The sequence below is a fragment of the Microbacterium awajiense genome, from assembly GCF_039536545.1.
In the GTDB taxonomy this organism is placed as follows: domain Bacteria; phylum Actinomycetota; class Actinomycetes; order Actinomycetales; family Microbacteriaceae; genus Microbacterium; species Microbacterium awajiense.
The window spans coordinates 722,862-740,174 of record NZ_BAAAYU010000005.1; the positions used below are offsets into that span (position 1 = coordinate 722,862).

Consider the following 17,313-nt stretch of genomic DNA (forward strand, 5'->3'; position numbering starts at 1 on the left):
GGTCATCGCAGCGACCACCAGCGCCTGCGCCGCTCGGGCTTCGCCTGCGCTTCGTCGGCCTCCTGAGCCGCACGCGCGCGGGCGGCACGGCGCTCGCGCCAGGCATCCACCTCTGCGTCGACATCGCGCGTGGGTGTGACGACCGGTGGTCCACCCTGCAGCTGGCGTCGTGCCTCGACGACCCGGCGGTTGAAGTCGTCGAGCACCTCGCGCACGCGGGCCTCGCTCGACTCCAGATCGAGCTGGGCGTCGAGCTCGAGGTTCTCGACCCGCAGGCTCAGCGCAGGCGGGCCGAGCCCGGTGAGGTTCTCGGACTCGATCTTGCGGCGGATCCACCAGTCGGGATCGTGGTGCGAGCCGAGGCCCTCGATCGGCTTGCCGGCGCCAGGAAGGTCGTCGAAGTCGCCGCGGCGGATCGCCTGCTGGATCGCGGTCTCGACGATCGCCGACATGTTCTGCGCGGTGAGCGACGAGGAAGGCTTGCCCGAATCCGGGTCCGCGGACGGGTCTTCGCCCGCGGCGCGGCGCGCGGCATAGCGAGCGGCCTCGCTTCGTGCGTCGGACATGCCACCTCCTCGGGTCTCCCGAGGCATCCAGTCAACCTCATCGAGTGCAGAGGGGACACCGGAGCCACCAAGACCGCTGCCGAGCGTTGGCCGCGGGGTCTAGCCTGAGCCGATGCGGATGCTCCTCACCTCCAACGGAATCACGAACGCCGCCATCGGAGACGCGCTTGTGGAGCTGCTCGGAAAGCCGATCGCCGAGTCGCGCGTCGTCGTCGTGATCGACGCGATCCTCGGGTTCGCGGGCGACAGTTCGCAGCTCGTCGCACACCTCGAGGGGCTGCGCGCGCTCGATTGGGCGGAGTTCGACGTGGCTTCCCTCTTCGCCGGCCCGGCCGGCCTGGTGGAGGAGCGGCTGCGGGCCGCCGATGTGATCCTCTGCTACGGCGGCAGCAACCTGTGGCTGGCCCACGCCTGGAAGGAGACGGGGCTCGCGCCCGTTCTGGCGGAGCTCCTCGACGAGAAGGTCTACGTGGGGTGGAGCGCCGGCTCGATGATCTTCCCTCGCCGACTGGACCGCTGGCCGGAGGACTTCAACGACCAGGAAGAGCTCGAGATGTTCGGCCTCGACTCGGTCGCACCCGCCGTTCCGCTGTTCGATTGGTTCTTCATGGGCCATCTGGGTGCCGACTGGATGTCGCCGACCGCCGAGCAGTGGGCGGCGCGCGGCGCGGCGCGCACCGGCCAGCAGGTGTGGTTCATCGACGACGATTCCGCGCTGCTCGTGCGCGACCCGAGCGCTGACCCCGTCGTCATCTCCACCGGCCACTGGCGGCGCTTCGACGTCGACGGCTCACTGGCCGACTCGCGGTGAATACCGCGGTGGGGTGATTCACCGGTGCGCTCGCGCAGGCAGACTGGGCGCATGACCGTGCCTGACGGCGAGACCATGCTCACGGATCCGCAGCCCCGCCTGCCCGCGTGGCTCGCCGACATCATCATCATCGCGCTGATGGTGGTGCTCTCCGTGGTGCGCGATCCGGGCGAGATGATCCTCGTGCCGGATGCCGCCACGATCACCCTGGTCGCGCTCGCGGCGGCGGCTCTGCTCTTCCGCCGACGCTGGCCGATTCCGATCCTCGGCGTGGAGGTCGCGCTGTACGGGATCGCCGCCGCGTTCGCGACCCTCGCCCCGGCGATCGCGTTCGCGGTCGCTGTGGCGATCTTCGCCGTCACGAACCGCAGGCCGCGGAAGGTCGGGGTCATCGTGACGCTGATCGCCGTGGGGCTGGTGATCGGTCTGGGCCTGCTGGCCTGGCAGGGCGGCCCGACCGACCCGCGGCTGGTGCAGTTCGCGCTGACGGCGATCGTCGGATCGGCGCTCGGGGATGCCACCCGGTCGCGGCGCGAGTACATCGCGGCGATCACGGATCGTGCCGAGCGCGCCGAGCGCACCCGTGAGGCCGAGGCCCGTCGTCGAGTGTCGGAGGAACGGCTGCGGATCGCACGGGATCTGCACGACGCGGTTGCCCACCAGATCTCGGTGATCAGCCTGAACGCCGGCGTCGCGTCGGCCGCGATCGATGCCCGGCCCGACAAGGCGAAGGAGTCTCTCGCGGCGATCCGCTCGGCGTCGCGGACGGTGCTCGGTGAGATCGGCGGCCTGCTCGAGGTGCTGCGGGCCGACGACAACGATGCCACCGCGCCTGGGCCGAACCTGGCTCAGCTCGACGACCTGACCCGCCGGTTCACCGAGGCCGGGTTGGAGGTGTCGGTCCGGATCCAAGGCGACCTGTCGCGCGCGGACGGCGCCGTCGGCCTTGTCGCCTACCGCGTCATTCAGGAGGCGCTGACCAACGCGCACAAGCACGGCGCAGAGGACCGCGCTCACATCCTTCTCTCCGTGGATGACGAGGCCCTGACGACCGTGGTCACGAACCCGATCGCTGCGGCGATCGACGCATCCGCTGCCCCGGGCTCTCGTCTGGGCCTCGCCGGGATGCGCGAGCGGGTGGCGACCGTGCACGGCTCCGTTGAAACCGGTCCCGCGGCCGGAGGCTGGCGGGTGGCAGCGCGTCTGCCGCTGACAGAGGGAGGCTCCGCGTGATCCGGGTGCTCGTCGTCGACGATCAGGCGCTCATCCGCCAGGCCGTGACCGACATCCTCGGTGCCGCGGCCGGCATCGAGGTGGTCGGCGATGCCGTCGACGGGGCCGATGGAGTCGAGGCATCCCGTCGGCTTCGTCCTGATGTGGTGCTGATGGACATCCGGATGCCGCGACTCGACGGAATCGACGCGACAGCCCGGATCTGCGCCGACCCGGCCCTCGCCGAGACCCGGGTGCTCATCCTCACGACGTTCGAGGAGGACGAGTACGTCGTGAGGGCGATGCGCGCGGGGGCGAGCGGGTTCATCGGGAAGGGCTCGGAGCCCGACGACATCGTGCGCGCGGTCGAGGCCGTGCACGCGGGTGACTCCCTGCTGTCGGCAGCAGCCACGCGCGCCCTGATCGCGAAGCATCTGCAGCCCGCGGCCATGGATCGCGCTCGGCTCGAGTCGCTGACCGACCGCGAGGAGGAGGTGCTGCTGCTCGTCGCGCGGGGCCGGTCGAACCAGGAGATCGCCGACGAGCTGTTCATCTCACCCCATACGGCCAAGACCCATGTGAACCGCATCATGACCAAGCTGTACGCGCACGACCGCGCGCAGCTCGTGATCGCCGCCTACGAGTCGGGACTGCTCGCGCCCGGCGGCTGAAATACCGCAGGTGCGGTACGCGCATGCCGCCGCGGGAGGATCCGCGCCCGCGCGAGGAAGACGAGCCTGGGGGTATGACAATCTCCTCCCCTGTCACCAACGCGCCGGCCGGTGCCACGATCATCTCGGCGCGCGACGTGCACAAGTCCTACGGAAGCGGCCAGAACCGCTTCGACGCACTCAAGAGCATCAGCTTCGACATCCGCGAGGGCGAGTCGATCGCGATCATCGGCAAGTCGGGCTCAGGCAAGTCGACCCTGATGCACGTGCTCGCCCTGCTCGACGCCCCCGACTCCGGCGACCTCGAGCTCGACGGCGTCGACACGAAGCGACTGCGCGGCAGGAAACTCAACCGCACCCGCAACAAGACGTTCGGGTTCGTGTTCCAGCAGTTCTTCCTCACCGGGTCGAACACCGTGCTCGAGAATGTGATCCTCCCGATGAAGATCGCCGGCGTCGGTCGGGCCGAGCGCAAGCGCCGCGGAATGGCTGCGCTCGAGCAGCTCGAGCTCGCCGACAAGGCCAAGAACAAGGCCGTGAACCTGTCGGGCGGTCAGAAGCAGCGCACGGTGATCGCCCGCGCCCTCGTCAACAACCCGCGCATCATCTTCGCCGACGAGCCCACGGGCAACCTCGACTCGAACACCGGCGCGGTCGTCGAAGACATCCTGTTCACCCTCAACCGCGAGCACGGCATCACACTCATCGTCGTCACCCACGACGAAGACCTTGCCGCCCGCTGCGACCGCCGCATCCACATCCGCGACGGACGCATCGTCGAGGACTCTTCGGAGGTGGCGGCATGAGGACCGCTGATCTGATCACCACCGCAGGCGCCAACACGTTCCGCTCCAAGACCCGCTCGATCCTCACGATCCTCGCGATCTTCGTCGGCGCGTTCACCCTGACTCTGACGAGCGGTCTCGGCACCGGGATCAACCAGTACATCGACGACACGGTGAGCGCGGTCGGCGCGTCTGACGCGATGACCGTCACCAAGGTGCAGGAGGGCTCGGAGCGGACTCCCGGCTCGTCGGGGCCCGTCGAATACGACCCGGATGCCGTCTCCACCGGCATCCCGGGCCAGACCGTCATCGCGCTCACGCCCGACGACGTCGCCACGATCGAGGGCATCGACGGGGTGCTCGACGTGCAGGCCGCGCGCGCGATCAGCCCCGACTACATCGTGTTCGGCGACGGCACGAAGTACGTCGCGCAGGTCGGCAGCCTCGTGCCGGGGCAGACGACGCTGCTCACCGCCGGCGCGGAGCCCGACACGGATGCCGCCGATTACGAGGTCGCGATCCCCCTCACCTATGTCGAGGCGCTCGGGTTCGACTCTGCCGATGCCGCCATCGGCGAGACGGTCGAGATCGCGATCACCGACGCGATGCGTGAGCAGCACGTCATCTCGGCCGAGGTCGTCGGCGTGACCGAAGAGACGCTCGCGTCGCCGCTGGGCGCGAGCATCCTGCTCAACGACGCTCTCGCCGACACCCTCTTCGACACCCAGTCGACGGGGATCCCCGCCGACGAGGCAGACCGGTACACCTCGGCGACCGTCTGGTTCGACCCCGACGCCACCGACGACGAGATAGACGCGCTGCAGGATGCCCTGTCCGACGAGGGCTACACCGGAATCACCGTCGCCGACCAGCTCGGCACGATCACTTCGGTCATCGACGGCATCGTGCTCGTGCTCAACGGCTTCGCGATCATCGCGCTGCTGGCCGCGAGCTTCGGCATCGTCAACACCCTGCTGATGTCGGTGCAGGAGCGCACGCGCGAGATCGGCCTCATGAAGGCGATGGGGATGGGGTCCGGACGCGTGTTCAGCTTGTTCAGCCTCGAGGCCGTCTTCCTCGGCTTCCTCGGCAGCGCCATCGGCGTCGGCATCGCGATGATCGCCGGCGGGGCGATCAGCACGGCCGTGTCCACGGGACTGCTGTCGGATCTGGCCGGGCTCACGCTGATCGCGTTCGACCCGGTGTCGGTCGTCACGATCATCCTGACCGTCATGGTCATCGCATTCCTGGCCGGGACCATCCCCGCCTGGCGTGCGGCCAAGGCCGACCCCGTCGAGTCTCTGCGCTACGAGTGAGGTCGCCGAGCGGGCTCCTGCCGGGCAGGTGGGAGCCCGCTCGTCTCGACGATCGGCACTCTGCCGGCCGCCTCTCTATCCCTCGTGCGGCGCCTTGATCGTCTTCATGGGAAACCGGGACTGCATTCTGGCCAACCCCGGCAGGGCGGTCAGTTGCTGGGTCATGAACGCCTCGTAGGCGGTGCGGTCGGCCACTCTGACGAGGGCTTCGTAGTCGGGCGACCCGAACATCCGTCGCGCTTCGATGATCTCGTCGAACGCGACGAGCGCGGCCTCGAATCGTTCCACGGTCGCCTGCTTCATGTCGGCCAGTTCCAGTTCGATCCACACTTCGAACCCCTGATCGATCGCGTCAGGGTTGATCCGCGCGTGGTACCCGAGGATGACCCCCTCCTCCTCCAGGCGCCGCACCCGTCGAAGACACGGCGACGGCGTCAGCCCGACGCGCTCAGCCAACTCGTTGTTGCTCACGCGCGCATCACGGCGAAGCTGGTCGATTATTGCGCTGTCGATCGCATCCACGATTCAAACTTGCCAGAAGACGATGCTGCTCAGCAATATTCGCAATCGACTGCGGCCTCGGTCGGCCTACTCTGCGAGATATCGCATTCACGGCCTCAGCAAGGACACCGCAATCATGGACATCGCTGCGCTCGCGCTCTTCGTCGGCTTCGCCGCAATAGCCCTCGTAGTCCCCGGGCCCGATTGGGTGTTCGTGCTCTCCTCGAGCACGAGTGGCACCCGAGTAGGCTCCGCCGTCGGCGGACTGATGACGGGCTACGCGATCATCACGATCGCTGTCGCGGTCGGCCTGGGCGCCCTGATCGCGACCGTGCCGTTCGCCCTCACCGCCATCGCCGTCCTCGGCGCCGGCTACCTCATCTACCTCGGCGCGGCGATCCTCCGCGCACGATCCTCCGCGGCCCCCGCCGGCGCCATCGCCCCCGCAGATCTTCGGCCGGATGCCCACACCCTCATCCGCGGCATCGGCGTCAGCGCGCTCAACCCCAAGGCGCTGCTGTTCTTCCTGGCCATCCTGCCGCTCTTCGTCCGAGCCGAATCGCCACTGCCGGCGACCCTGCAGCTCGGCATCTACGGCGCGATCTACATCGTGATCGGGTCGGCGTTCTACCTCCTGCTGGGAACGCTCGCCCGCCGGCTGTCGCGCACGAACCGCGCCGGCGCCCTTCTGAACCGGGTGTCGGGTGCCCTCATGATCCTCATCGGCATCGCCATGCTCGTGGAGCAGGCCATCACGATCGCGCACATCGTTTAGGCACGTCGCCGGTCGCTGCAGTTCGAGAAGCGAGCGTCGGATAGTGCGGCCGTGTCCGCGGGCGGGACCTAGCCCGATGCGCCGGGCGACAGAACGCGCAAGCCGGCGCGGGCAGCGGCATCCAGTCCTCAGTCGGTCGTTATCCTCTCGTGAACGCCGAGGCCCGGATCCTTTGACGGGCATTGCACGAAGAGGGGGTTGAGGTCGGGCGGCCCTCCTCTTGCGCACGCTAGAATTCTGTACATGACAGTCCTCTCTCTGGCAGACGCGCGCGCATCGCTGAGCAAGCACATCGAATCGGCTACGACAACGCACGAGCGGTTCGAGATCACCCGCAATGGCGCCCGAGTCGCGGTATTGATGAGCGCCGAGGACTATGACGCGCTCGTGGAGACGGTCGACATCCTGAGCAGCCCAGACGAGGTTGCAGCGCTACGGACAGCGATCGCTGAGCTCGAGGTGGGCGACGTGTCGTCGGCAGATGAGGTTCGCGCGGCGATGGTCGCGCGCGGTCGGCTCGCCGAGTGAACGTCGCGTACGAGGTCATCTTCACCCGATCAGCCAGGCGCGCGCTGGAGGTCACGCTCCCCGAGTCGGTCGCGGCGGCGGCTTTCGAATTCATCGTCGGCCCCTTGGCGGGGAACCCGCGGCGGGTCGGGAAGCCTTTGCGTGAGCCGCTCGCGCCACTGTACTCGGCGCGGCGGGGCGAGTACCGAGTGCTCTACCGGATCGAGGACGACCGACTGGTCATCGAGATCGTGACGATAGAGCATCGCCGGGACGCCTACCACCGTCGCTGAGAATCGCCCCGCATCACCAAAGGGAATGCTTCTCTCCTAGACAGGTCCCCGACCCCGCGCCGACCGCCGACGCGGCAACGATCGTGCACGAACGAACGCCGTGGCGACCCATGGACCACGCCGTGTGACCACGCTCCGCTGACGACACCCGCCACCACGCAGTGGCAGCAGACCCCTTGTCTGCCCAACGGGCCGCCGACACAATGGGGCGCAGGCGCGCGTGCGCGCTCGACCGTATGAGGTGAGAGCTCGATGACGTCAACCGTCCGCGAAGTCACGTTCGACCTGCTCCGCACGCTCGGCGTGACCACGATGTTCGGCAATCCGGGGTCGACCGAAGAGACCTTCCTCAAGGACTATCCCGCGGACTTCACCTACGTGCAGACGCTCGCCGAGGCGGCTGCCGTCGGCGCCGCCGACGGGTACTCGCAGGCGATGCGCACTCCGGTGCTGGTGAATGTGCACACGTCGGCGGGCTTGTCGAACGGCATGTCGAACATCCTCACCGCGTACATGAACCGCACCCCGCTGATCGTGACCGCGGGGAACCAGACGCGCGAGATGCTGCTGATGGAGCCCTGGCTGACCAACATCGACCCGGCCGTGCTTCCTCGCCCGTGGGTGAAGTGGAGCTACGAACCGGTACGCGCCGGCGACGTTCCGGCCGCGTTCATGCGGGCGATCGCGATCGCGACGCAGCCGCCGCAGGGCCCGGTGTTCCTCTCCGTCCCGCTGGACGACTGGGATCAGCCCGCCGACGGGCCGGCGGCCGTGCGCTCGGTCGCCACCCGGATCGCGCCCGATCCGACGCGGCTCGCCGAATTCGCCGCGGCCCTCGCGGCTGCCCACAACCCCGCGCTGATCTACGGCGCGGCGATCGCGCGCGAAGAGGGCTGGGACCAGGCGATCGCGCTCGCCGAGCGCCTGAACGCACCGGTGTGGGCGGCACCGGCATCCGAGCGACCGCCGTTCCCCGAGAACCACCCGCTCTACGTCGGCGGACTGCCGTTCGCGATCGGGCCGCTGTCAGAGAAGCTGGCGGGCCACGACCTCGCGATCGTGATCGGCGCACCGGTTTTCCGGTACTACCCGTGGGTTGCGGGTTCGTATGTGCCGGACGGCCTGCGGCTGCTGCATGTCTCGGACGACCCGGGCGAGACCGCGAAGGCGCCGGTGGGCGACAGCCTTCTCGGCGATGCCGTGCTCACCATCGAGCGGCTGACCGAGCTGATACCGGCGCGGCCCTCGACCACGGCGCGCATCGCGCCGCAGCCGCACCGAATGGCGCCCCAGCCGCAGGCCGAACCTACCCAAGAGCCGGGTGACTCACGTCTGACCGCGTCGCAGCTCTTCCGTACGCTGCGCGACGCGGCGCCCGCCGACACGGTGCTCGTCGAGGAGTCGCCGTCGAACCTCGCCGAACTGCACGCCGCCTGGCCGGTCGAACTGCCCGACAGCTTCTACACGTTCGCGTCGGGCAGCCTCGGCTGGAACCTGCCGGCCTCGGTCGGCATCGCACTGGCCGAGCGCGACAGCGGACGGAAGCGTCCGGTGCTCGCCGTGATCGGCGACGGCTCGCTGCAGTACTCGATCCAAGCGCTGTGGACGGCCGCGCAGCACGGCCTCCCCCTCGTCGTGGTCGTGCCCCGCAACAGCGAGTACGCCATCCTGAAGTCCTTCGCCGAGCTCGAGGAGACCCCCGGAGTGCCCGGCCTCGACATTCCGGGCCTCGACATCGCGGCCCTCGCCACAGGCTACGGATGCCACGGAGTCGACGCCGAGACCGAAGACGACGTCCGCGCAGAGCTCGCGGCCGCCTTCGACGCCGACAAGCCGACCGTCATCGTCGTGCCGGTGACACCGACCATCCCCCCGCTGATCTGACGTCGCCCAGGCGACGGTCACGAGCGCGCAGCCATCGATCGGACGCGCATGACCCGCTCCACCCACACGCTGCCCGCCGGTGCAGGGTTCTGGGTCGTCGCGATCGTCTTCTTCCTCGCGATGTCGTACTCGACGGTTCCGACCCCGCTGTACCCGATCTATGAGCAGGCCGACGGCTACCCGGTGTGGATGATCACCGTGATCTTCGCCGCCTACGCGGTCGGTGTCGTGGGCGGGCTGCTGCTGCTCGGTCCTGTCAGCGACTGGGCCGGCCGCAGACGGATGTCGCTCATCGCGCTCGCGCTCGTCGCGGTCGCCGCGCTCCTCTTCATTGTCTGGACCGAGGTGCCTGCGCTGCTCGTCGCGCGGGTGGTCAACGGTGTCGGCATCGGCATCCTGTCCGCGAACGCGACAGCGCATCTGGGCGAGCTGCGCGCTCGCACGCGCCCGAAGGAGAGCCCCGTCATCGCCGCCACAGTCGCCGGCGTCGCAACGATCGGGGGCCTTGCTCTCGGTCCGATCGTCGGTGGGCTGTTCGCGGAGTTCGTCGACGATCCCCTGTTCCTCCCGAACGTCATCTACCTGGTCGTGATCCTCGTGTGCGCCGTCGCGATGGCGTTCGTGCCCGAAACGGTCAACGCGGTCGCCGGGCGCGGTCGCTATCGGCCGCAGCGCCTCGTCGTGCCACCGTCTTCGCGCAGCGCATTCGGTGTCGCGGGACTCGGCGCCTTCTCGGCGTTCGCGCTGCTCGGCACCTTCACGACGCTCACGCCGGTGTTCCTCGTCGACACGTTCGGCGACCGCGACCATCTGCTCGCCGGCCTCACGGCGGCATCCGTCTTCGCATCAGCCGCGATCGCCCAGGCGGCGCTGATGCGCGTCGCGCTGCGACGACAGCTCACGACCGCGATCGTCTGCTGCACGCTCGGACTTGTGGCGGTCGCGATCGGGTCGTTCCTGCCGTCGCTCGTGCTCTTCGTGCTCGGCGGCATCATCTCGGGCGTCGGAGTCGGCATCCTGTTCCGCTCGGCCATCGCGACCGCGGGTGCTCTCACCGATCCCGCGCGCCGCGGGGAGACGCTCGCGCTGCTGTTCCTCATCGCCTACCTCGGGCTCATCGTCCCCGTCGTATCGGTCGGCCTGGCCGCCGAGTTCGTGAACGAGCAGGCCGTGATGGTCGTCTTCGCGGTGCTCGTTCTGGCGGCGACGGTCAGTGCAGGCGTTGCGATGCGCCGCCGGGCGTCTGCCTGACGCAGTCCGCCCGTGCGGCGCACGCGAGGCGTCACAGGCCGATCAGGGCGAGGACGCCGACGGTGGCGGCGGTCGTGAGCGCGGTCCAGAGCACGATCGCGACACCCTGCCACAGCAGGATCCAGCTCTTCGAGACGCCGGATGCGACGAGCATCGCCGACGTGAACTGCGTCGGCAGCGCCAGAGGGCCGAGGATGCTCGCACCCGGCACGCCGAATCGCACGAGGAACCGGCGGAAGCGCTGGCGTCCCTTCGATTCGGGCTTCGTCTCCGCCGCAAGCGCAGGCACGCCCGACGCATGGCCGCCGGCGAGGACAAGCTCGCGACGGTGGGCGCGCCGCGCGACGATCGCGGCACGGATGCGAGCGCCGAAGACGACGACGACGAAGACCGACAGGAAGTTGCCGGTGACCGCCGCCGCGAAGGCGACGAACGGATTGAGGCCGGCCCAGACGCCGAGGACCGACGCGATTTCTCCTTCGACGAAGGGGATCGCCGCCGCGAGGAGGACGATGAGGGGCTGCACGATCAGCGGAACGTGCGACATGAGGTTCTGGAGACCGTCGATGAGGTCCATGGGTTTCCTTCCGCGAGCGGTTGTGCCGCGCGATGGGTGACTGGTGAAATGCATTCGTACTAGCACGGCGTACTAGCACACTGTACTAGTACGCCGTGCAGGTGAGTATTATTCCCAGGGGAGGTGCAGTCATCGGAACGCGAGAGAAGATCCTCGAAGCGGCTGCCGAAATCGTCCGCGACGACGGCGAGCGGCCGAGCGTCCGCGCCGTCGCGGCCCGCGCGGGCGTCGGCGCGAGCACGCTGCGCCACTACTTCCCGACCCAGCGCGCGTTGATCGGCGCGGTGCTCACCGAGCTGTACACGGACGCGATGCCCGACGCGCGCATCCGCGACACCACTCTGCCCGCGCGCGACCGGCTGCTCGAGTGCCTGTGGGCGCTGCTCGAGCCCTTCGGCAGCGAAGAAGAGGCGCGGCAGACGTGGAAGACGATCTACGAGACGGTCATCGCGCCCGAGGCGTCCGACCAAGCACGCGAGAACTACATGCTCCTCGTCCGGCAGGCCGAGCGACGCGTGGAATCCTGGCTCGCGATCCTCGATGCCGAGGGCGCACTGGTGCCGGGTGACATCCCGGCCCTCTCCAGGTTTCTCCTCGCGATCATCGACGGCGTCTCACTCGACCGCGCGATGATGACGGGCGCCGCCCGACTCGAGTACGACGCATCGACGCTGCGCATCGCCGTCGACGCCGTCCTCGTCGCGGAAGCCGGCGGCGGGAACGCCGACGACTGAGGCACCCTGGTATCCCTCAGCAACGCGCACCCGCTAACGTGACGGCATGCAGCTCGCCGAGTTCAACGCGCTGCCGGATCCGCGCCGCACGACGACGGGTGCCGAGTAGATGGACCGTTCGGCCCGGCATCCTTGGTGGTGGGGTCGGCAGACATGGGGGTTGCTGTGAAACTGTTCTTCGATGACGCCTCGTTCGACAGCGAGCTGCAGCGCACCGCGGCCAAGGCGTCGTACGGATGCGCCGATCTCGGCGAGGTCTTCGCGATCGCGGCGCGGATCACGCCCGCCGACCTCGACTCCTGGTACCGCGCGTGGTTCGCGGCCGGCGTCGACAACCGCGACCTGGCGGAATCGGAGGCCTCCCGCGGAAACGTCTACACCGCGACCCAAGCCTTCCTCCGGGCGAGCGAGTACTTCCGCTCTGCCTACTTCTACACTCGTCGCGACTACACCGGCGACGCGCTCCAGGATGCCTGGCGGGCGTCGCGCGAGGCGTTCTGGGATGCGATCCCGCACTTGCCCGTCCCGACCGAGCGTGTGCAGATCCCCTTCGAGGGCATGCAGCTGCCGGGATACCTGTTTCTGCCGCCGGATGCCGCGGCCCACACCCTGGCTGGAGACGGTGGCCTCCCGGTGCTGATCTTCCCCGCGGGGTACGACGGGCCTGCCGAGGAGACCTACTCCCTCGGCGCTGTCGAAGCCGCCATGCGCGGGTTTGCAGTCCTGACCTTCGACGGTCCCGGGCAGGGCGAGATGCTCTACGCCCACCGCGTGCCGTTCCGGTTCGACTTCGAGACGGTCGTCGCGGCCGCCATCGACGTGGTCGCGGCCCGAGACGGCCTGGATGCCTCGCGACTGGGAATCGTCGGCCGCAGCTTCGGCGGATACCTCGCGCCTCGGGCTGCGGCGAACGAGCCGAGGATTGCCGCGATGACCGCCGACCCCGCGCAGCTGGACATGGGGGCCGCCTTCGCCACGCACCTCCCCCGGTCGCTCCTCGACATGCTCCACAACGACGACCCGGCATTCAACGACGCGATCTGGGAGGCCTATCCCGGAGTCGTCGGCCAAGAGTATTGGCTGTCGCGCGCGCGATCGCACGGCTGCGACACCCCGCTGGAGTACGTGAAGGAGATGGCGAAGTACACCGTCGACGTGTCCGCCATCGCGTGCCCGACTTTCGTCTCGTACGGCGAGGGAGACTTCGCGCAGAGCGATTCGAAGACCTTCTACGACCGGCTCACCGTCGAGAACAAGCGGTTCGTGATGTATCGGGATGCCGACGGCGGTGGCGGTCACTGCGAAGGGATGGGCCCGTCGCGTTTCTTCGCCGATGCGTTCGGCTGGCTCGCGGGCGCGCTCTCCACCTGATCACCGACCCCGCCGGATTCGGCGACGACCTCGGCCGTTTCGGGGGTGGCTGGTGAGCGCGCACCAGCGCCGCGGCGCCCACGTCACCCAGCCCGACCGATCATCGAAACCCCTCAGTAACGCGCACCCGCTAACGTGACGGCATGCAGCTCGCCGAATTCAACGCGCTGCCGGCTCCGGAAGCGGCCGAGATCGTCGCCGTGTGGGCGGCGGTTCCCGCCTGGGTCGACACGCTCGTCGCGGCCCGCCCCTACACCCGTGTCGATGGCCTCGCGCAGACAGCACGCGACGCCGCAACCGCCTGGACCCGCGCCGACCTCGACGCGGCCCTCGCGCACCACCCGCGCATCGGCGAGCGCCCCACGACGACGGGCGCCGAGGCTGCGGCATCCCGCAGCGAACAGGCGTCGATGACGGATGCCGCAGCCGACATCACCGCGCGCATCGCCGCCGGCAACGCCGCCTACGAAGAACGGTTCGGGCGCGTCTTCCTCATCCGGGCGGCCGGGCGCAGCCCCGCCGAGATGCTGTCGGAGCTCGAGCGGCGACTCGGCAACGACGACGAGACCGAGGCATCCGAGGCTCTCGACCAGCTGGCGCAGATCGCCCTGCTGCGCCTGCGCACCACCGTCACCGACGACGAGAGGACCGCAGAGACATGAACAGCCACCTCACCACCCACGTGCTCGATGCCGCCACCGGTGCACCCGCCGAAGGGGTCGCGGTCGTGCTGGCCGCGGCATCCGGCGACTCGGTGGTCGCCGAGACCCCCGGGTCGATCATCGCCCACGGCACCACCGACGCCGACGGCCGCGCGGCGCTCGGGCCCGAGCAGCTGCCCGCCGGCGACTACACCCTCACCTTCCTCACCGGCGCATACTTCGCCGAGCGTGAGGTCGACACCTTCTACCCCTTCGTCACCGTGACGTTCACCGTCGAGGTCGCGGACGACGGCTCGAGCCGGCACTACCACGTGCCCCTGCTGCTCAGCCCGTTCGCCTATTCGACCTACAGAGGGAGCTAGTCATGGTCTCGGTCAGCCTCGGCGCCAACAAGTACGGCAAAGCGGAGAACCGCGTGGTGCGGATCTACCGCGACACCCCGCGTCACGAAATCGTCGATCTCAACGTCAGCTCGCAGCTGCGCGGGGCCGCCCTGGCCGAGTCGTACCTCACCGGCGACAACAGCGTCGTCGTCGCCACCGACACGCAGAAGAACACGGCGTTCGCGTTTGCGAAGCAGTTCGGCGTGCCGTCGGCGGAGGAATACCTGCTCGCCCTGTCGCGCCACTTCACGTCGTCGTTCGACTGGATCGAGGGCGGCCTGTGGCAGGCCGAGCAGTACGAGTGGGAGCGCATCCTCATCGACGGCGCCGCCCACGACCACTCCTTCGTGCGGAAGGGCCAGGGCACACGGCTGGCATCGGTGCAGGTGATCGACGGCGCCACCCACGTCACCGGCGGTGTGAAAGACCTGGTCGTGCTGAAGTCGACGGGCAGCGAGTTCGCCGGCTTTCCGCGTGACACGTACACGACGCTCGTCGAGACCGACGACCGCATCATGGCGACGTCGGTGACCGGTCGCTGGCGGTTCCTGCCCGAGGCCGTCGATGCGGGCATCGACTACAACGGGCTGTACTCCGAAGTGTCGGAGGTTCTGCTGGCGACCTTCGCGTCGGTGCACTCGCTGGCGCTGCAGCAGACCCTCTTCGAGATGGGCAAGGCGGCGATCGAAGCCCGGCCCGAGATCGCCGAGGTGCGCTTCGCCATGCCCAACATCCACCACTTCCTCTACGATCTCGCGCCGTTCGGCCTCGACAACCCGGGTGAGGTCTTCCACGCCGCCGACCGCCCGTACGGGCTCATCGAGGGAACGGTGCTGCGCGACGGGGTCGCCGAGGCTCCGGGCGCCTGGGTCGACCTGCCGACCTTCGTGTAGGCGGGCAGTCGCTCAGCGACCGAGCGACGGGCGGGCGACGGCGGTTCCGTCAGGGCGTCTCGCCTTCGGACGACACCGCGGCGGACGCGATCCGATCCGGCGCGATGACGATCGAGGAGATGATGCGCGCCGCCGCCTCATCAGAGGTCTCCGACGTCATCGTCAACTGCGCGAGGACGATCGCCTCGCCCGCGTCGAGCACCGACCAGAGCTCCCACAGGCGAACACCCGCCGTGCCCGCGCAGTTCTCCCAGACCACCACCTCGCCGACCACTCCGTCCGGTGGGGCCGGGTGCATCGACGAGAGCACGCAGCCCTGGTCCAGCCAGTAGTCGTTCAGGCGCACCTGCTCTCGCACCCATGCCGCACTGGTCTCGTGCCCGGCTCCGGGAAGGCCGAGGCGTGTCGCGGCATCCACGGACGCTCCGAGCCAGACCCCGTCTTCACCCCAGTCGACCCAGTCCGCGGGCGAGTGCCCCGCGATGCCGGCGCTTCCCTCGTCGAGCACACCGTCGATCTCGTAGTTCCACCTGGCGGCGACGACGAGCCAGTCTTCGGGCACGTCGAACGCCAGCGCCGAATCGCTCGTGGTGACGCGCTTGAACTGAACCGACTGCGCCGTCTCCTGCACAGGCGACGCGGAAGGATCAGGCGTTGCGAGCAGGCCCAAGGCCCAGTCCAGTCGCTCGGGCGTGATGATCGCCGTCGCGAGCGCGCCGGCCACAGCCACTCCGATCACCCCGAGGGCGGCCTGGCCGACGCGACGACGGCGTCGATTCGCCGTCGGTCCCGGCTCGGCGGAGTGACCGCCGTCGTGAGACTGCGCAGCGTCGCCCTCACGGGGGACGGGCTGCGCCGCGGAGTACGGCGGAGGATTGCGTGCCTCCCCCGGCACGTCGCGTCCCGCGCTGCGCCCACCTTCGGATGCTTCCACGCCCAGGCTCCCCTTCCGCCCCGCCCGCACGCTCAGATGCACGGAACTCTAGTCGTCGGGTGCCGGCCTCGGTAGAGACCCGATGGTGTCTCACGATCGAGGAGACCCGGACGAGGGGTGGATGCCTGTCGTGGGGAGGCCTCGTCGTCGGCGCGATCTCCTCGGCGATGCGTCGCGGGTACGGCCCTCAGCCCGGCAGGAGCGATGCGGTGAACTCGAGCTTGTCGAGCACGGGCGCGGGGATCGTGAACGGATAGAGGTCGCCCTTGCCCATCGATCGGTTCACGACGTTGAGCGCCGTCGACAGCGGCACCCACACCTCGGTCACCAGAGCGCGCATGCCGGATGCGGCATCCACCGTCGCGGCATCCGTCAGCCCATAGGCGACCGCGGTGTCGACCGTGTCGAGGATGTGCATCATGTGCGCCCAGGTCTCGGCGAAGTCCTCGTACGGGTGCATCGTCGCGTACGTCGAGATGTGCGCCTTCGCCCAGTCAGCCGGAGCGCCCTCGGCGTAGTGGCGGTCGACGGATGCCTGATAGTCGGCACGCTCGTCGCCGAACAGCTCGCGCGAGCGCGCGACCGCGGCATCCGTCGTCACGAGGGTCCACTCGAAGTAGTGGCCGATCTCGTGGCGGAAGTGGCCGAGCAGCGTGCGGTACGGCTCGTCGAGCTGCTCGCGCAGCCCCTCGCGGTGCGCATCGTCGCTCTCGGCCAGGTCGATGGTGATCACCCCGTCGACGTGGCCGGTGGTGACCGACTGCAGCGTGCTCGACAGCAGATCGAACGCGAGACCGCGCTCGGGGTCCACCGAGCGCGGCACGACCTCGAGACCCAGCCGGTCGAGCTCGACCAGCAGGTGGCGCTTCGCGCGTTCGGCGGGCACGAAGTTCGCGAGCCCCTCGAGGTCGCCGTCGGCGGGCCGCACCCGCGTGAGGTCGCAGCTCGCGCACTGCCCTCCTTCGAGCCGGGCGAGCCACGTGCATCCCGACAGGTTGAGGTTGCGGCAGACGTGCCAGATCAGGTCGTCGGCATCGATGTATCGGCCGACCCCGTCGACCGGCACGATCGCGCGTTCCTCGCGCGAGAAGCCCAGCGCGCTGCCGCAGCTCACGCACACCGAGTTCTCGAAGAAGAGCGGTCCGTCGCACACGCGACAGCGGAAGGCCTGCATGCCTCCATCCTTG

The 17,313-nt window shown here is 69.1% G+C and carries 20 protein-coding genes; 15 read left to right on the forward strand and 5 right to left on the reverse strand.

The genetic code is table 11. The annotated features are described in order from the left end of the window. Positions 1-2: 2 nt before the first annotated feature. Complete coding sequence (locus ABD663_RS10075; protein ID WP_344738075.1) at positions 3-566, reverse strand: DnaJ family domain-containing protein; 564 nt, start codon at positions 564-566, stop codon at positions 3-5. 112 nt (positions 567-678) lie between these two features. Here ABD663_RS10075 and ABD663_RS10080 point away from each other — a divergent pair, with 112 nt between their 5' ends. From ABD663_RS10080 to ABD663_RS10100, 5 genes are all read left to right on the forward strand, one after another. Next, positions 679-1,377 (forward strand): Type 1 glutamine amidotransferase-like domain-containing protein, encoded by a 699-nt coding sequence (locus ABD663_RS10080; RefSeq protein ID WP_344738077.1) that lies wholly within the window; start codon positions 679-681, stop codon positions 1,375-1,377. A gap of 51 nt (positions 1,378-1,428) precedes the next feature. After that, positions 1,429-2,610 (forward strand): sensor histidine kinase, encoded by a 1,182-nt coding sequence (locus tag ABD663_RS10085; protein WP_344738079.1) that lies wholly within the window; start codon positions 1,429-1,431, stop codon positions 2,608-2,610. Beyond that, entirely contained in the window at positions 2,607-3,260 is a 654-nt protein-coding gene (locus ABD663_RS10090) for a response regulator (protein WP_344738081.1), read from the forward strand. The genes ABD663_RS10085 and ABD663_RS10090 overlap by 4 nt, the downstream gene beginning before the upstream one ends. Before the next feature lie 74 nt (positions 3,261-3,334). Beyond that, entirely contained in the window at positions 3,335-4,066 is a 732-nt protein-coding gene (locus ABD663_RS10095) for an ABC transporter ATP-binding protein (protein WP_344738083.1), read from the forward strand. After that, complete coding sequence (locus tag ABD663_RS10100; RefSeq protein ID WP_344738085.1) at positions 4,063-5,361, forward strand: ABC transporter permease; 1,299 nt, start codon at positions 4,063-4,065, stop codon at positions 5,359-5,361. The genes ABD663_RS10095 and ABD663_RS10100 overlap by 4 nt, the downstream gene beginning before the upstream one ends. 75 nt (positions 5,362-5,436) lie before the next feature. On the opposite strand, the gene ABD663_RS10105 is transcribed toward ABD663_RS10100, so the two are convergent. After that, positions 5,437-5,883 (reverse strand): Lrp/AsnC family transcriptional regulator, encoded by a 447-nt coding sequence (locus tag ABD663_RS10105; protein WP_344738087.1) that lies wholly within the window; start codon positions 5,881-5,883, stop codon positions 5,437-5,439. Positions 5,884-5,998: 115 nt separating this feature from the next. Between ABD663_RS10105 and ABD663_RS10110 the strand changes: the two genes are divergently transcribed. The 5 genes from ABD663_RS10110 to ABD663_RS10130 all read left to right on the forward strand — a co-directional run bounded on the left by ABD663_RS10110 (position 5,999) and on the right by ABD663_RS10130 (position 10,572). Then, complete coding sequence (locus tag ABD663_RS10110) at positions 5,999-6,637, forward strand: LysE family translocator (RefSeq protein ID WP_344738089.1); 639 nt, start codon at positions 5,999-6,001, stop codon at positions 6,635-6,637. A 243-nt stretch (positions 6,638-6,880) separates the two neighbouring features. Next, entirely contained in the window at positions 6,881-7,165 is a 285-nt protein-coding gene (locus ABD663_RS10115) for a type II toxin-antitoxin system Phd/YefM family antitoxin (protein WP_344738091.1), read from the forward strand. Continuing rightward, positions 7,162-7,437, forward strand: coding sequence for a type II toxin-antitoxin system RelE family toxin (locus ABD663_RS10120; protein WP_344738093.1), 276 nt, complete (start codon positions 7,162-7,164; stop codon positions 7,435-7,437). The genes ABD663_RS10115 and ABD663_RS10120 overlap by 4 nt, the downstream gene beginning before the upstream one ends. Positions 7,438-7,689: 252 nt before the next feature. Continuing rightward, positions 7,690-9,321: a benzoylformate decarboxylase gene (mdlC, locus tag ABD663_RS10125; RefSeq protein ID WP_344738095.1), complete on the forward strand. Its 1,632-nt coding sequence runs from the start codon at positions 7,690-7,692 to the stop codon at positions 9,319-9,321. Between the two features lie 48 nt (positions 9,322-9,369). Beyond that, positions 9,370-10,572: an MFS transporter gene (locus ABD663_RS10130; protein WP_344738097.1), complete on the forward strand. Its 1,203-nt coding sequence runs from the start codon at positions 9,370-9,372 to the stop codon at positions 10,570-10,572. 31 nt (positions 10,573-10,603) lie between these two features. On the opposite strand, the gene ABD663_RS10135 is transcribed toward ABD663_RS10130, so the two are convergent. After that, complete coding sequence (locus ABD663_RS10135) at positions 10,604-11,149, reverse strand: small multidrug efflux protein (protein WP_344738099.1); 546 nt, start codon at positions 11,147-11,149, stop codon at positions 10,604-10,606. Positions 11,150-11,250: 101 nt separating this feature from the next. Between ABD663_RS10135 and ABD663_RS10140 the strand changes: the two genes are divergently transcribed. From ABD663_RS10140 to pucL, 5 genes are all read left to right on the forward strand, one after another. After that, on the forward strand, positions 11,251-11,883 hold the full coding sequence (locus ABD663_RS10140) for a TetR/AcrR family transcriptional regulator (protein ID WP_344738101.1): 633 nt from the start codon (positions 11,251-11,253) through the stop codon (positions 11,881-11,883). 165 nt (positions 11,884-12,048) lie between these two features. Beyond that, positions 12,049-13,254 (forward strand): alpha/beta hydrolase family protein, encoded by a 1,206-nt coding sequence (locus tag ABD663_RS10145; protein WP_344738103.1) that lies wholly within the window; start codon positions 12,049-12,051, stop codon positions 13,252-13,254. A 143-nt stretch (positions 13,255-13,397) separates the two neighbouring features. Continuing rightward, a complete protein-coding gene (gene uraD, locus ABD663_RS10150; RefSeq protein ID WP_344738105.1) occupies positions 13,398-13,916 on the forward strand; it encodes a 2-oxo-4-hydroxy-4-carboxy-5-ureidoimidazoline decarboxylase in 519 nt (172 codons plus the stop codon). Further along, positions 13,913-14,278, forward strand: a complete 366-nt coding sequence (gene uraH / locus ABD663_RS10155) for a hydroxyisourate hydrolase (protein ID WP_344738107.1) — start codon at positions 13,913-13,915, stop codon at positions 14,276-14,278. Before uraD ends, uraH begins: the two co-directional genes overlap by 4 nt. Positions 14,279-14,280: 2 nt before the next feature. Beyond that, positions 14,281-15,192, forward strand: coding sequence for a factor-independent urate hydroxylase (pucL, locus tag ABD663_RS10160; protein WP_344738109.1), 912 nt, complete (start codon positions 14,281-14,283; stop codon positions 15,190-15,192). A gap of 49 nt (positions 15,193-15,241) precedes the next feature. Here the strand turns inward: pucL and ABD663_RS10165 are convergent, their stop codons facing one another. Both ABD663_RS10165 and ABD663_RS10170 read right to left on the reverse strand, forming a co-directional pair. Beyond that, entirely contained in the window at positions 15,242-16,126 is an 885-nt protein-coding gene (locus ABD663_RS10165) for a hypothetical protein (protein WP_344738111.1), read from the reverse strand. Positions 16,127-16,313: 187 nt separating this feature from the next. Further along, positions 16,314-17,300 (reverse strand): zinc-binding metallopeptidase family protein, encoded by a 987-nt coding sequence (locus ABD663_RS10170; protein ID WP_344738113.1) that lies wholly within the window; start codon positions 17,298-17,300, stop codon positions 16,314-16,316. Positions 17,301-17,313 lie beyond the last annotated feature (13 nt).

What these genes read in the sequence shown, in the direction of transcription:
- ABD663_RS10075 (WP_344738075.1), bottom strand. Translation starts at nt 566, where the DNA reads ATGTCCGACGCACGAAGCGAGGCCGCTCGCTATGCCGCGCGCCGCGCC.
- ABD663_RS10080 (WP_344738077.1), top strand. Translation starts at nt 679, where the DNA reads ATGCGGATGCTCCTCACCTCCAACGGAATCACGAACGCCGCCATCGGA.
- ABD663_RS10085 (WP_344738079.1), top strand. Translation starts at nt 1,429, where the DNA reads ATGACCGTGCCTGACGGCGAGACCATGCTCACGGATCCGCAGCCCCGC.
- ABD663_RS10095 (WP_344738083.1), top strand. Translation starts at nt 3,335, where the DNA reads ATGACAATCTCCTCCCCTGTCACCAACGCGCCGGCCGGTGCCACGATC.
- ABD663_RS10100 (WP_344738085.1), top strand. Translation starts at nt 4,063, where the DNA reads ATGAGGACCGCTGATCTGATCACCACCGCAGGCGCCAACACGTTCCGC.
- ABD663_RS10110 (WP_344738089.1), top strand. Translation starts at nt 5,999, where the DNA reads ATGGACATCGCTGCGCTCGCGCTCTTCGTCGGCTTCGCCGCAATAGCC.
- ABD663_RS10115 (WP_344738091.1), top strand. Translation starts at nt 6,881, where the DNA reads ATGACAGTCCTCTCTCTGGCAGACGCGCGCGCATCGCTGAGCAAGCAC.
- mdlC (WP_344738095.1), top strand. Translation starts at nt 7,690, where the DNA reads ATGACGTCAACCGTCCGCGAAGTCACGTTCGACCTGCTCCGCACGCTC.
- ABD663_RS10130 (WP_344738097.1), top strand. Translation starts at nt 9,370, where the DNA reads ATGACCCGCTCCACCCACACGCTGCCCGCCGGTGCAGGGTTCTGGGTC.
- ABD663_RS10135 (WP_344738099.1), bottom strand. Translation starts at nt 11,149, where the DNA reads ATGGACCTCATCGACGGTCTCCAGAACCTCATGTCGCACGTTCCGCTG.
- uraD (WP_344738105.1), top strand. Translation starts at nt 13,398, where the DNA reads ATGCAGCTCGCCGAATTCAACGCGCTGCCGGCTCCGGAAGCGGCCGAG.
- uraH (WP_344738107.1), top strand. Translation starts at nt 13,913, where the DNA reads ATGAACAGCCACCTCACCACCCACGTGCTCGATGCCGCCACCGGTGCA.
- pucL (WP_344738109.1), top strand. Translation starts at nt 14,281, where the DNA reads ATGGTCTCGGTCAGCCTCGGCGCCAACAAGTACGGCAAAGCGGAGAAC.
- ABD663_RS10170 (WP_344738113.1), bottom strand. Translation starts at nt 17,300, where the DNA reads ATGCAGGCCTTCCGCTGTCGCGTGTGCGACGGACCGCTCTTCTTCGAG.